Source organism: Allobosea sp. P5_A5 (genome assembly GCF_056400625.1).
The window spans coordinates 35,090-47,906 of the sequence record NZ_JBFUKY010000005.1; the positions used below are offsets into that span (position 1 = coordinate 35,090).

At 64.3% G+C, this 12,817-nt stretch carries 12 protein-coding genes; 7 read left to right on the forward strand and 5 right to left on the reverse strand.

The annotated features are described in order from the left end of the window. The first annotated feature begins 219 nt into the window (after positions 1-219). From AC1DR6_RS11760 to AC1DR6_RS11775, 4 genes are read left to right on the forward strand one after another with little or no spacing between them, the layout of a single operon-like run. Positions 220-879, forward strand: coding sequence for a DUF2848 domain-containing protein (locus AC1DR6_RS11760; protein ID WP_476829416.1), 660 nt, complete (start codon positions 220-222; stop codon positions 877-879). 5 nt (positions 880-884) lie between these two features. Beyond that, positions 885-1,268 (forward strand): cupin, encoded by a 384-nt coding sequence (locus AC1DR6_RS11765; protein WP_476829417.1) that lies wholly within the window; start codon positions 885-887, stop codon positions 1,266-1,268. 32 nt (positions 1,269-1,300) lie between these two features. After that, the gene (locus tag AC1DR6_RS11770; protein ID WP_476829418.1) at positions 1,301-2,227 is read left to right on the forward strand and encodes an ABC transporter substrate-binding protein; all 927 of its coding nucleotides are present in this window, start codon (positions 1,301-1,303) and stop codon (positions 2,225-2,227) included. Between the two features lie 14 nt (positions 2,228-2,241). Continuing rightward, positions 2,242-3,558, forward strand: a complete 1,317-nt coding sequence (locus AC1DR6_RS11775; RefSeq protein WP_476829419.1) for an LLM class flavin-dependent oxidoreductase — start codon at positions 2,242-2,244, stop codon at positions 3,556-3,558. A gap of 2 nt (positions 3,559-3,560) precedes the next feature. Here AC1DR6_RS11775 and AC1DR6_RS11780 read toward each other — a convergent pair whose 3' ends face one another. From AC1DR6_RS11780 to AC1DR6_RS11790, 3 genes are read right to left on the reverse strand one after another with little or no spacing between them, the layout of a single operon-like run. Next, positions 3,561-4,094, reverse strand: coding sequence for a TIGR02444 family protein (locus AC1DR6_RS11780; RefSeq protein ID WP_476829420.1), 534 nt, complete (start codon positions 4,092-4,094; stop codon positions 3,561-3,563). Then, entirely contained in the window at positions 4,091-4,663 is a 573-nt protein-coding gene (locus AC1DR6_RS11785) for a UbiX family flavin prenyltransferase (protein WP_476829421.1), read from the reverse strand. Before AC1DR6_RS11785 ends, AC1DR6_RS11780 begins: the two co-directional genes overlap by 4 nt. 4 nt (positions 4,664-4,667) lie before the next feature. Further along, entirely contained in the window at positions 4,668-6,098 is a 1,431-nt protein-coding gene (locus tag AC1DR6_RS11790; protein ID WP_476829422.1) for a UbiD family decarboxylase, read from the reverse strand. Positions 6,099-6,367: 269 nt separating this feature from the next. Between AC1DR6_RS11790 and AC1DR6_RS11795 the strand changes: the two genes are divergently transcribed. Beyond that, on the forward strand, positions 6,368-7,876 hold the full coding sequence (locus AC1DR6_RS11795; protein WP_476829423.1) for a 4-hydroxyphenylacetate 3-hydroxylase family protein: 1,509 nt from the start codon (positions 6,368-6,370) through the stop codon (positions 7,874-7,876). Continuing rightward, entirely contained in the window at positions 7,876-8,475 is a 600-nt protein-coding gene (locus AC1DR6_RS11800) for a flavin reductase family protein (protein ID WP_476829424.1), read from the forward strand. Before AC1DR6_RS11795 ends, AC1DR6_RS11800 begins: the two co-directional genes overlap by 1 nt. Here AC1DR6_RS11800 and AC1DR6_RS11805 read toward each other — a convergent pair. Both AC1DR6_RS11805 and AC1DR6_RS11810 read right to left on the reverse strand, forming a co-directional pair. Further along, positions 8,463-9,620 (reverse strand): alpha-hydroxy acid oxidase, encoded by a 1,158-nt coding sequence (locus AC1DR6_RS11805; protein WP_476829425.1) that lies wholly within the window; start codon positions 9,618-9,620, stop codon positions 8,463-8,465. The genes AC1DR6_RS11800 and AC1DR6_RS11805 overlap by 13 nt on opposite strands. Positions 9,621-9,735: 115 nt before the next feature. After that, the gene (locus tag AC1DR6_RS11810; RefSeq protein ID WP_476829426.1) at positions 9,736-10,692 is read right to left on the reverse strand and encodes an ABC transporter substrate-binding protein; all 957 of its coding nucleotides are present in this window, start codon (positions 10,690-10,692) and stop codon (positions 9,736-9,738) included. A 305-nt stretch (positions 10,693-10,997) separates the two neighbouring features. Here AC1DR6_RS11810 and AC1DR6_RS11815 point away from each other — a divergent pair, with 305 nt between their 5' ends. Further along, positions 10,998-12,791, forward strand: coding sequence for a thiamine pyrophosphate-binding protein (locus AC1DR6_RS11815; RefSeq protein ID WP_476829427.1), 1,794 nt, complete (start codon positions 10,998-11,000; stop codon positions 12,789-12,791). The last annotated feature ends 26 nt before the right edge of the window (positions 12,792-12,817 follow it).

The following is a 12,817-nucleotide window of genomic DNA, read 5'->3' on the forward strand; positions in this document are numbered from 1 at the left end:
CACGACCTTATCGCCTCCCAAATTTATATCAAGATGAAAGCTAAAAAAATAATATGGTTGTCAGCGACGGCGCTTTTTCCGCCTAGCGGAAGCCCGCCCGATCGGGCCAAGCCGAACCTCCTTTTAGCTTCATTAATAACCTAAACTTGACAAGTTATACCCGAAGCAAAATCATGCACCTGTTCCGGCACGTTGTCGCCGGCCGATCCGGAGGTTCGCGTGTCTGCCGAAAGAGAATTCCTGACCTCGCAAATCGATCGCCTGATCATCGCCGGCTGGACCGGCCGCGATCAGAACGCGGTCGAACATCACATCAAGGAACTTGAAGCGCTGGGAGTGAAGCGACCGAAGACGACCCCGATCTTCTATCGTGCGGCGGCTGCGCTACTGACGACGGCCGACACCATCGAGGTTCTCGGCACCGCATCGAGCGGCGAAATCGAACCGGTCGTGGTCGCGCTCGACGGCGAACTCTGGGTCGGCGTCGGCTCGGACCATACCGACCGCGAGGCGGAAGCCATGGGCGTTTCGCTTTCCAAGCAGATGTGCGCCAAGCCGGTCTCCGCCAGGCTCTGGCGCTTCTCAGAGGTCGCCGACCACTGGGACGAGCTGGTGCTGCGCTCTCACGCCGTCGTAGACGGCGAGCGGCGGCTCTACCAGGAGGGCACCGCCAAGGCGATGCGGCCCGTCGCCGAGCTGATCGAATTGTACAATGGCGGCAAGTCGCTGCCGGACGGCACTGCCATGTTCTGCGGCACATTCGCAGCCATCGGCGGCGTCGCATCGGCCGATCGCTTCGAAATGGAGCTGCACGATCCTCGCAGCGGGCGCTCCATCACCGCCGCCTATTCCATCCGCAGCCTTCCGATCGAGGGATGATTCCGATGAGCGACCCCGTCGTCTACGAGAAGACCCATGACGAATTCCACCGGCTCGACATGGAAAGCGGCTGGCACACGCCCCCAGGCTACCCAGCCGGCATCAAGCAGAAGATCATCGGCGGCGGATTGGACGAGCCCGGCAAGCGCGGCAACCGCACGCGGCTGCTGCGCTTCGACCCCGGTGTCTACACGACCTCGCCTTTCGTCCATGAGTATTTCGAAGAGGTCTTCCTACTGGAGGGCGATCTGACCGTCGGCAACGATGCCAATGGCGAGGGTGGTGAATCCTTCACCGGCTACACCTACGCCGTGCGCCCGCCCGGCGCCTATCACGGCCCGTTCAAATCGGTGAACGGCTGCATCCTGTTCGAAATTCATTACTACTGATGCGGCCGGCAGCGGAAGGACGGAGCAAGACGATGAGGCTCGCCGTACCGGATATGGTGTCGAACTCGTATTTCCCGGCAGAGGCCGCGATCGAACTCGGCGTCTTCAAGGAATGCGGACTCGACGTCTCGCTGGAGCTGATCTTCCCAGTCGACAAGGCCTATGAGGCCCTGCGCGACGGCACGATCGACATCGTGGCGGGCTCCGCCCATTCGGCGCTCGCGGCCTTTCCGCGCTTCGATGGCGTCAAGCTGCTCTGCGCGCAGGCGCAAGGCATGTACTGGTTTCTCGTCATGCACGCCGACTTCAAGGCACAGCGGGGCGACCTGAGCGTGCTGAAAGGCCGCCGCATCGGGGCCGCACCGTGGGTGGAGATGGGTCTGCGCTTTTTGCTGCGGGAAGCCGGCATGGATCTGGAGCGCGATCGCATCACGATCGGCCCCGTCCCGGCGCCGCCCGAAAAGTCGGTGAATTTCGGGCTTAACGCCGCTCGCGCGTTGCAGAACCGCCAGATCGACGGCTTTTGGGCCAATGGCATGGCGGCCGAGATCGCCGTTCGCAAGGGCTTCGGCACGGTCGTTCTCGATGCGCGGCGTGGCGACGGACCGCGAGCAGCCTTCGACTGCACGATGGCGTCGATTGCGGTGCGGCAGGATCTATCCGAGCAGCAACCCGACGTCGCCAGGAAGATCATCCGCGCGATCGCCCAAACGCATGAACTGCTCAAGGCTGACGTCGAGCACGCCACCCAGGTCGGCAACGCTCTGTTCCCCCCGGCCCAGGCCGCGCTGATCACCGACCTGATCCGGCGCGACCTGCCCTATTACGACAAGGCGATCGCACCAAACTTCGTCGCCGGAATGAGCCGTGCCTGCCGCGCCATGGGCAAGCTCGACCGCGACCTGACCTATGACGAGGTCGTTGCTCCACACCTTGCCGCGATCGCGGCTGAAGGCTGAACAGGGACGGAGCCGTGACCAGCCGGACGATGCATCTTGGTGTATTCTCGGTCGGCACCGGCAATCATGTCGCCGGCTGGCGGATGGACGGTTCCTTCACCAGCAGCGAGAGCCTCGATGCCTTCCTTCACATCGCTGAGACAGCCGAGCGAGGCAAATTCGACTTCGTCTTCATCGCCGATGGCCTTGCATCGTCGCCCGGCGACCATCCCGGCTCGATCGCGCGCTTCGAGCCGTTTAGTTTGATGTCGGCGCTGGCGATGCGGACAAGCCGCATCGGCCTCATCGGGACAGGCTCCAGCACCTATAGCGAGCCTTATAATCTCGCGCGGCTCGTCGCCTCGCTGGACCATTTGAGCAATGGCCGCGCCGGCTGGAACGTGGTGACGACCTCTACCCCGCAGGCGGCCGCGAATTTTGGGCTCGCCCAGCCGATCGAGCACGATCTACGCTACGAGATGGCCGCCGAATTCGTCGATGTCGTTCAGGCGCTCTGGGATAGCTGGGAGGACGGCGCCCGGATCGCCGATCGCGCCAGCGGCGTCTATGTCGATGCGAGCAAGGTGCACGCAATCGATCATGACGGCCGATTTTACAAAGTGCGCGGGCCGCTCAACCTCTCGCGAACGCCGCAGGGCCAACCGGTCATCGTGCAGGCCGGCGCCTCCGATGCGGGACGCGACTTCGCTTGCCGCTATGCCGAGGCGATCTTCACGGTGCAGCAGGACCTTGACGTGGCTCAATCCTTCTACCGCGAAATGAAGGACGGCGTCGCCGCCATGGGGCGCCTGCCGGACCAGTGCAATATCCTGCCCGGCCTGTTCCCGGTCGTCGGTCGAACCGACGAGGAGGCGCGGGAGAAGCTAGCCGCCATGGTCGAGCTGGTCGACGATCGCAGCGCAATCAACACGCTGTCAGAACGGCTCGGCCACGACATGTCGGGCTACGACCTCGACGGGCCGATGCCGGACCTGCCCCCTTCTGCCCACATCCACAGCTATCATGCGGTGATCCGCACCCTCGCCCAGCGGCCCGGCTGCAAGCTGCGGGACATCTACAACATCTTCGCGGTCTCGCGGGCCTATCTCGTCGCCTGCGGTTCGCCATCGACGGTGGCCGACATCATGGAAGCGTGGTTCGCCGGCCAGGCCTGCGACGGCTTCATGCTGGTGCCGGCAACCTTCCCCGGCACGTTCGACGACTTCGTCGCACTGGTCGTGCCGGAATTGCAGCGGCGCGGGCTGTTCCGTCAGGACTATACCGGCACGACCTTGCGCGATCACCTCGGCCTGGATGTGCCGGCCAACCGATTTACCGCCGCCCGCGCTTGACGTCAGGAAGCCGCGCGGCAGGCTTGCCCCAGCAAGGCCGAAGCCGCCTCGATGCGGGGCGGCGCGACGCCGGCTCGCGCCAGAACCAGCCCGACGTTCGCCGGCACGTTATCGATCGGCGATGCGGTTTCGCGAGCCCGTGCTCCCAGGCTTTCATGGGCCGCATAGAGCATGGCGCAGACGATGCGCTCCGAGAGAAGCTCGATCGATTTCAAGGTCTCGCGCCCTGTCTTGGCTTGAACCGCGTCGGGGCCGATCTCTTTCCAGGCGCGCCGTGCCTCCCGCAGCTTCGTCACGACGGCCTCGGTCCAAGGTCTGGTTTGGGACGACACCGTTGCGACAGCGTTTGCATCAAGCATGCGGCCGATGCTGCCGCACCAGCAGGCAAATAACAGGAGGTTCACGTCGATGCCGTTCTCGTCCTGCAAAGCCAGGCACAGGGGCGAGACTCCCGGCTGGGCATAGAGCCGCAAGGCGAAACGCCAAAATGGGGAATCGAGATCGAGCCCCGTGTCGGGCCGGGCCGCGCAGCTCACGCCCCGACCTCGCCCCAGCGCTTCAAGCCGCCGATATCGAGGTCGAACAGATCGAGTGCACGGCCGACGGTGTGGCGCACGATATCGTCGATGCTGTTGGGCCTGGCATAGAAGGCCGGCACCGGCGGCATGACGATGGCCCCGGCTTCCGTCACCTGAACCATGCTGCGCAGGTGGCCGAGGTGCAGCGGGGTCTCGCGGACCATCAGCACGAGCCTGCGCCGCTCCTTCAGCACGACATCGGCCGCACGTGACAGCAGACTCGACGTCGTGCCATGCGCGATCTCCGAGAGCGAGCGGATCGAACAGGGCGCGACGATCATCCCCAGCGTCTTGAACGAGCCGCTGGAGATCGGCGCCGCGATGTCCTCGACGGCATGGACATGGTCGGCCTTCTCCTCGATGTCGCGAACCTTCAGCGACATCTCGTGGGCCAACGTCACCTTGGCGGAGCGCGTCATGACAAGGTGCGTCTCCAGCCCCAGCGCACGCGCCGCATCCAGGACCGCGACGCCGTAGACCACGCCCGAGGCCCCGGAGATCCCGACTATCAGCCGGCTCGCCGCCATCGCCTCACACTCCCAGGATATCGGGCCATCGCCGCTTCACCGCCAGCGCCTCCTCGACGGAAAGAGCCGAGGATTTGGGGTAGGTGGCCAGGTGCTCGAAGGGAATGCAAGCGTCGATGATCATCTTGGAATTGGAGGTGCGGCCGGAGTCGCGATCGGCAGCCGAAATGCGTGGATCGAGCGAGGAACTCCAGCCATTGCGGATGATATCGACATCTTCCGACGGTTCCGCGCGCGTCGTCACCGCCCACATCACGTCGGCGAGATTAGAGGGATCGACGTCCTCATCGACCACCACCACGACGCGGCCCATATAGCTGTTGGCTGCAGCGATCAGCCCTGCCCGCTTGGCATGGCCGGCATAGCGCTGCCTGATCGCGACCACGGTCATCAGCTGCGAGACGTGTTGCCAGGCGCCGACGACGTCGCCCACGCCGCAGGCTTCGAGATTAGCCCAGATGCTGGCGGCCCGGAACGGAATACCGAAATGGAAGCGGGGTGGCTTCAGAGGCGGCGAACCGAGCAGGATCGGATCGTTGCGGTAATGGACGGCCCTCACCTCCATCACTGGCGCTGGCCGCTTGTCGGCGGCGTAATATCCCGTGAATTCGCCGAACGGCCCCTCCGGCAGGTTCACCTCGTCGAAGGGCAGCAGATAGCCCTCTAGAATGATCTCTGCATGGGCGGGCACCGGCAGACCGGTCAGCGGCAGTTCATAGACCTCGATCGGCTCCCCCTTGATCGCCCCGGCAAAGGCATATTCGGGATGGCGCTCCGGGAGGTATTCGAAGCCGGCGATGAAAAGCGCCGGATCCTGGCCGTTGACGATGGCGATCGGACACGGCTCGCCGCGATCCCAGTACTTCTTCGAGATCATCGCGCCGTGGCGGCCCTTGTGGTCGAACTGGACGGTCACCCGGTCGGGCCCGTGCACCTGGACGCGATAGATCGCAGCATTGACCCAGCCCTCGTCGGGATCCTTCGTGATGACGAGGCTCCCCGAGCCGATATAGGGGCCGCCATCGCCGCGGTGCCAGATCGGCGCCGGAAACCGCGAAAGATCGACCTCGCCTTCGCGCATACCGTTCTGGAGGAAAGCGGCGTCCTTCACCGTGACCGGGTCGATCGGCTTCAGCGTGCCGCGACGCTCTTTCCAGGTCTTCAACACCTCCAGCGGCGAAAGCGAGGGATCGATACCCAGCGCCAGCGCGGCACGGCGCGTGTTGACCGTCGCGTTCGAGAAGACGCGAAAACCCGGTTGCAGTCCGGGAATGTCGTCGAAAAGCAGCGCCGGGCAGGCGGGCGACCCTGCCGCGACCTCGGTGATCGCGCCGAGCTCATATTCGGCTGGCGCACCGCGCACCCGCTTGAGATCGCCGATCTCCTCGACCAGCCCGATGAAGTCGCGCAGGTCGCGATAACCAACAGCTGCCATCATTCATCCCCGTGTTCAGAAATCGCGCGGGTCGGGGCCGTCTTCCACATACAGCGGATCGCCGCCGCATGCGGAGAGCTGCGATCCCGCGCACGAAATTTGTAAGCCATCTTATCATAAGGCGCAACACGATTTTCCCAATGAGGCCGGGCACATCGCGTGATGCGTGAGTTCGCCAAGGCGCTTGACAGCGACAGATTTAAGTTACATTTAGAAGCTACAAACCGTAGCTAATTGATCCCGATCGAGGATCGCCCGGAGGAACCACAATGTCCGCCGTCCCAAAGGCAAATTCCGCATCTTCCCAGGTCACCGCCCCGACCGGCGCGTTGCGCACGGGCGACGACTATCTGCGCTCGCTGGCAGACGGTCGCACGGTCTATATCGACGGCGAACGTGTGCGCGACGTGACCAAGCACCCCGCGTTGCGACAGGCCGCGCTCTCGGCCTCCAGGCTCTACGACATCGCCGCCGAACCGGCGATGCAGGAGCGCATGACGTACATTTCGCCCTCCTCCGGCAACCGCGTGCTGCGCGCCTTCCAGATCCCGCGTGACCATGCCGACCTGAAGGCCAAGCGGTTGGCCTCGGAGACTTGGTCCGAATCCACATTCGGGATGATGGGCCGCACGCCCGACCACGTCGCCGGCTTTTTCTGCGGCTATGCCGCGGTTCCGGAGGTTTTCGCCGCGGGTGGGCAGCAATTCGCCGACAACGTCGTGTCCTATTACGAGCACATGCGCGAAAACCACCTCTGGGCGACCTACGCGATCGTGCCGCCGCAGATCGATCGCTCCAAGCCGGCGCATAAGCAGAGCGACCCGACGCTCTATGCCGGCGTGGTGAAGGAAAAGGACGGCGGCATCGTCATCGCCGGCGCGCAGCAGCTTGCCACCGCCGGACTTTATTCGGATGTTCTTTATCTGAGCTGCATACATCCGCTGCAGCCTGGCGACGAGAACCATGCTATCGGCGTCGCCATCCCGATGAACGCGCCGGGGCTGAAGCTCTATCCGCGCCGCCCCTTCGCCACCCAGGCGCAGAATGGTTTTGACCATCCGCTGAGCAGCCGCTTCGACGAGTCCGACTGCTTCGTCGTGCTGGACAACGTTTTCGTGCCCTGGGAGCACGTCTTCATCTATCGCAACATCGAAATCTGCCGCGACCAGTGGTGGAAGACGCCTTCCCACGCCTATGGCAATCTACAGGCGCAGGCGCGCTACGCCACGAAGCTGCGCTTCATGGTCGGCCTCGCCCAGCGGATGAACGAGGCCACTGGAAATGCCAACGTGCCGCCGGTGATGGTGCAGATGGGCGAACTCGCGGCGCTCTCCTCGATCGTCGAGACGATGCTGGAGGCGCAGGAGCTCAAGGCGACGATCGACGTCAACGGCGTGGTCTGGCCTTCACGCACCGCGCTTTATGCGGTGATGGCGCTGCAATCCGAGATCAACCCCCGCATGATCGAGATCATCAAGGAGCTGACCGGCTCGGCCATGATCTCGATGCCCTCCTCGCTCAAGGATCTCGAGAGCCCGGAGACATCGGCCGACATCGAGCGCTATCTCGCCTCCAGCGTGTCCGGTGCGCGCGAGCGCATCGCACTGATGCGGTTGGCCTGGGACTTCATCGGCTCCGAATTCGGCGCCCGCCACCAGCAATACGAGAAATTCTACGGTGGCGCGTCCTTCCTGGTGAAGCAGAACATGTACCGCAACTACGACCTCAAGCGCTCGACCGACTTGGTCGATCACGCGCTCGCGATGCCGGCGCTGTGATGGACAGCGGGAACCGAACCCCGACCGCGGACAACCGCGCCGGAGCGGTTCTCGACCCTTCGCCCGGTTTCACCAGCCTCGATCTGCGTGCCGCGCTCGGCCTGTTCGCGACCGGCGTCACCATCGTAACCGCCGAAAGCGACGGAGAGCAGATCGGCGCGACGGTCAGTTCGTTCAACTCGGTCTCGCTCGACCCGCCGCTGGTGCTGTTCAGCATCGGCCGCAACGCCAAGTCGTTCGCCGCGTGGAACACGGTCGAGCGTTTCGCCGTCAACGTGCTCGATCAATCGCAGCGCGACTTGTCGAGCCGCTTCGGCCGGGCACAGCCCGACAAATGGGATGGCGTCGAGATCGTGAAGAGCGCCGCCTGCGGCGCGGCGCTCTTGCCGGGTGCGCTGGCCTGGTTCGAATGCGAGACGCACCAGATCCTGGACGGCGGCGACCACATCATCATCCTGGGCCGCGTGCTTTCAGTCACGCGCCATGGTAATGAGGCGGCGCAGCCGCTCGTCTTTTTCGGCGGAAGCTATCGCAATCTCGACGCCCGCGCCCGCGTCGACCCCCTGCCCTCGGAGCATTGGTGGGTCTACGCCTGGTAAGGCTCGGCGTGGCGCACATAACCCAAGGCCTCTACGTCGGCAGCGCCGAGCTGCGTCATCGTATGGCGCAGTTCCGTGCGCACAAGCGCGGCCAGATAATCGCCGCCATCCTCGCCCAGCGCAGCGACGGCGTGCAGGAACGGTCGGCCCAAAAAAGCCATCCGCGCGCCTGAAGCCACCGCCCGCGCAACGTCGAGCCCGCTGCGCACACCACTGTCAAGCATCATCGTCGCTCGCCCCTCGCAGGCCTTGGCGATCTCCGGCAGCATCGCGAGACTGGCCGGTGCGGCATCGAAGGTTCGGCCACCATGATTGGAAACGATGATACCGTCGGCACCGGCCTCGACGGCGCGTTCGGCATCTCCGCGAGCGAGAACGCCTTTGACGACCAACGCGCGAGGCCAGGCATCCCGAATGCGCCGAACGAGCTCCCAGGTGAAGCCGCCTTGAATCCGCGACCCGGCGAAGGCCACCAACTCTTCGGAGGTCGCGCCAACCGCGAGATAAGGCCGCAAACCTTCGCAGCCCGGCCGGCCATGACGCAGCATCTCCGCGGCCCAACGCGGCCGAAATGCGATATCGAGAAGCATCCGAGGGCTCAGGCGGACGGACGCACCAAGCCGGTTTTTCAGATCCTGCGGCCGACGCGCTTGAATGGGCGTGTCGATGGTGAGGACAAGAACTTTGGCCCCCGCCCGCTCAGCGCGCGCGACCAGATCGAAGGTGATGCGGTGATCCTCGCGCGGCAAGTCGAAGAGCTGGAACCAGAACACGTCCGGCGCGAGCCGCCCGATCGTCTCGATGTCAGCGCTGGCGGCTGTGGACAGCACATAAGGAATGCCCGCTGCCTGTGCCGCTCGCGCGAGCCGCTCTTCCAGACGCGGCCGCACCAGGGCGCCCAGTCCCATCGGCGCGATGCCGAAAGGCGCCGCATAACGCGCGTCGAAAAGCTCGATTTCCATCGACGGATCAAAGGCGCCGAGACCGTAGCGCGGCAGAAGCGTCAGGCTTTTGAATGCCTGCCGGTTACGGACCATCGTCGCATTCTCACCGCAGCCGCCATCGACATAGTCGGCGACGAAACGCGGCACGCGTCGCAAGCCCGCTGCGTGAAGATCGGCAGCGGTCGGGTAGCGTGCCTCCAAGTCAGTGAAGGATCGCCGCATCGGCATCCTGTCGTGATCAACGGCGAATGGGAAAACACATGCATGGGCCGGCGGTCGTCATCGGCCGCCGGCCCATCTCTGCGAAACGAAAGCCTTAGTTCATCAGGTCGACGATGTCGGTCTTCTGCTGCGCCGTCAGGTCCTTATCGATGAACTTGCCGCCAATGGCGGCTTTGATCGATTCATCGAGGCCCTTGACCGGCGTGAAGCGGAGCTGGTCGCGGCCATAGAATTTCAGGGCCTCGGTCGCCACCGGGAGGCTGACCTTGTTGAGTTCGGCATACATCTTCAGGCTCTGGTCGGTGTTCTTGTAGGCCCAGTCGACGCATTCATCGAGCACCTTGAAGAATTTCTTGGCGACCTCGCCCCGCTTCAGGAAGTTCGTGTGGGCGATGTTCACGCGCGCCGAGATGTCCCGCTGCGATGCAACGACGTCGCCGGCAAACAGCACGCGGATTTCGCCGCTCGTTACCGCATCGAGGCCCGATGGCGGAACGGAATAGCCGACATCGACCTGGCCCGTCATCGTCATCGTCCGTGTCGCGTCCATCGCGCCAGTGGAGACGGCGGTGAAGTCGAGCTTGCGCTCGGCCTTCAGGCCAAGCAGCACAGCCTCGGAGGCGCCGCCGGGGCGCGGATAAGCGACCTTCTTGCCGGCGATGTCCTCGATTTTCTTGATCGGGCTATTGGCCGGCACATAGAAGAAGGTGTCGTTCTGGCCGACGAATTCCGAACCGACGATCTTGATCGGCGCGCCCTTCACATAGGCTGCGATCACGGCCGAGGTGCCGGGCGAATAGCCGATGTCAGCGCCTCCGGCGATCACCGCCTGAACGGTCTCGGACCCGCCGCGAGTCGGCGTGATCTGGACGTCGAGGCCGGCCTTGGCGAATTCGCCACGGTCCTTGCAGAAGGTCGGCTGGGAGGTATCCCACAACCCGACAAAGGAAACGGCTACCTTCACCGTCTCGGGCGACTGTGCCATGGCCGCGGAATGAACCCCGGCGAGCGTCGAGAAGGCCACCAGGCTAGCAACGATCGGCTTGCGCATCGCATTTCCCCTCTTGTTCATTGATAGATGCGTGAGTGCGACTCCAGCCACGACGGGACATGCGATCTCGCGTCGAGACGATAAATTAGATACATCTTCTAGTTAATTAGCAAGCTTAAAACTGAAGCTATTATTAGGGAGATTGCCCAGAGTCCGGGCATTTCCTCGCGCGGACCGTAGCCCTCGAACGAGGCCGCCTACCAAAGCAGAGCGATCAAGCCAAACAGCATCTTGACCCGTCAAAACAGCTCCGATATTTATCTATTTTATGGATGTAAATTCATCTACGCGACGAGGGGAATCCGATGACCGCGACGATGGCCAAGGGCGGCGCGCCCGAGACTGCAGAGCCTTCTTCCGACCTTCGTTTCTCCGTCGAGGCTCCGCTGCTGCGCGGCACGCCGGTCCAGGGCTGGGGCAGCGACCGGATCGCGGCGCTGCTCGCCCAGTTCGACCTGCCCTATGTTTGCCTCAACCCCGGATCAAGTTTCCGCGGCCTGCACGACAGCCTGGTCAACTACCTCGGCAATACTGCCCCGAAGATGATGGTGTGCCTGCATGAGGAGCACGCCGTCGCCATCGCCCATGGCTACGCGAAAGCCTGCGGCAAGCCGCTAGCCGTCGCCCTGCACGCCAATGTCGGCTTGATGCACGCGACGATGGCGATCTTCAACGCCTGGTGCGACCGGCTGCCGATGCTGGTTCTCGGCGCCACCGGCCCGGTCGATGCCGCCAAGCGGCGGCCGTTCATCGACTGGATCCACACGATGCGCGACCAAGGCGCGATGCTACGCAGCTATGTGAAGTGGGATGACCAGCCCGCTTCGGTCGAGGCGGCGGAGGAAGCGCTGCTGAGGGCGATGCAGCTCTCGCTGACGGCCCCGGCCGGCCCGGTCTATATCAATCTCGACGCCGAGGTTCAGGAATCCGCCTGCGCGCCGCGCAGCGAGCCCTGCGACCTCAGCCGCTATCGGCCAATTGCGGCTTCTGCCCCGGATGGCGCGCTGCTCGATCAGGCGCTGGCGCTGATCGCCGCCGCCAAGCGCCCGGCGATTTTGATGGGGCGCGTCACGCGCGACACCGAAGCCTGGGCCGCCCGCATCGCGCTGGCCGAGCGGCTCGGCGCCATGGTGGTGACCGATCTCAAGGTCGGCGCCGCCTTCCCGACCGCCCATCCCCTGCATGTCGGCCCGCCCGGCATGAACCTGACCAAGCCGGCCCTCGCGCGCCTCGCGGAGGCCGACCTCGTGCTGTCGCTGGACTGGGTCGACCTCGCCGGCTTCGCCAGCGTCGTCTGGCCAGGCAAGCCCTGCCCGGCCAAGGTGATCCAGGTTTCGGTCGACCATCACGTCCATAACGGCTTCAGCTTCGACCATATGGCGCTGCCGGCCGTGGATCTGCACATCGCCACGACGCCCGAAGCCTTCACCCCTGCGCTCGTGGCGAAGCTGCCGGCCACAAAGCAGGCCTATGTCACGAACAAGCGACGCCCCACGAAGCCTACGCCCAAGCCGGAGCTGACGCTGGCCGACATCGCCTATGCGCTCGATCAGGCGAACGATGGCGGGCCTGTCTCGCTGACGCGCGTGCCGCTCGGCTGGGACGGAGCCCTGATGGATTTCGACCATCCGCTCGATCAACTCGGACATTCCGGCGGCGGCGGCGTCGGTTCAGGTCCTGGCATGGCGGTCGGCTCCGCGCTGGCCCTGCGCGACAGCGATCACCTTCCGGTCGGCATCCTGGGAGACGGCGACACGCTGATGGGCATCACCGCGATCTGGACCGCAGTGCATTACGATATCCCGCTGCTGATCATCGTCGCCAACAACCGCTCCTATTTCAATGACGAGCAGCATCAGGAACGGGTGGCCCGCAAGCGCGACCGGCCCGTAGAGAACAAGTGGATCGGGCAGCGCATTGCCGATCCCGAGCCCGATATCGCCGCAATGGCCAAGGCGCAGGGTGCTTATGCGATCGGCCCGGTGCAGGACCGCGAAGCGCTTCAGGCCGCTTTGAAAGATGCTGTTGCACAGGTCCGCGCCGGCAAGGTTGCGGTGATCGATGTGCATATCGAGGCCGGCTACGCCGGCGGCGGCTAAGCCGACACCAAAACGCGAAGCCCTTC

What these genes read in the sequence shown, in the direction of transcription:
- AC1DR6_RS11810 (WP_476829426.1), bottom strand. Translation starts at nt 10,692, where the DNA reads ATGCGCAAGCCGATCGTTGCTAGCCTGGTGGCCTTCTCGACGCTCGCC.
- AC1DR6_RS11770 (WP_476829418.1), top strand. Translation starts at nt 1,301, where the DNA reads ATGAGGCTCGCCGTACCGGATATGGTGTCGAACTCGTATTTCCCGGCA.
- AC1DR6_RS11785 (WP_476829421.1), bottom strand. Translation starts at nt 4,663, where the DNA reads ATGGCGGCGAGCCGGCTGATAGTCGGGATCTCCGGGGCCTCGGGCGTG.
- AC1DR6_RS11815 (WP_476829427.1), top strand. Translation starts at nt 10,998, where the DNA reads ATGACCGCGACGATGGCCAAGGGCGGCGCGCCCGAGACTGCAGAGCCT.
- AC1DR6_RS11790 (WP_476829422.1), bottom strand. Translation starts at nt 6,098, where the DNA reads ATGGCAGCTGTTGGTTATCGCGACCTGCGCGACTTCATCGGGCTGGTC.
- AC1DR6_RS11765 (WP_476829417.1), top strand. Translation starts at nt 885, where the DNA reads ATGAGCGACCCCGTCGTCTACGAGAAGACCCATGACGAATTCCACCGG.
- AC1DR6_RS11800 (WP_476829424.1), top strand. Translation starts at nt 7,876, where the DNA reads ATGGACAGCGGGAACCGAACCCCGACCGCGGACAACCGCGCCGGAGCG.
- AC1DR6_RS11795 (WP_476829423.1), top strand. Translation starts at nt 6,368, where the DNA reads ATGTCCGCCGTCCCAAAGGCAAATTCCGCATCTTCCCAGGTCACCGCC.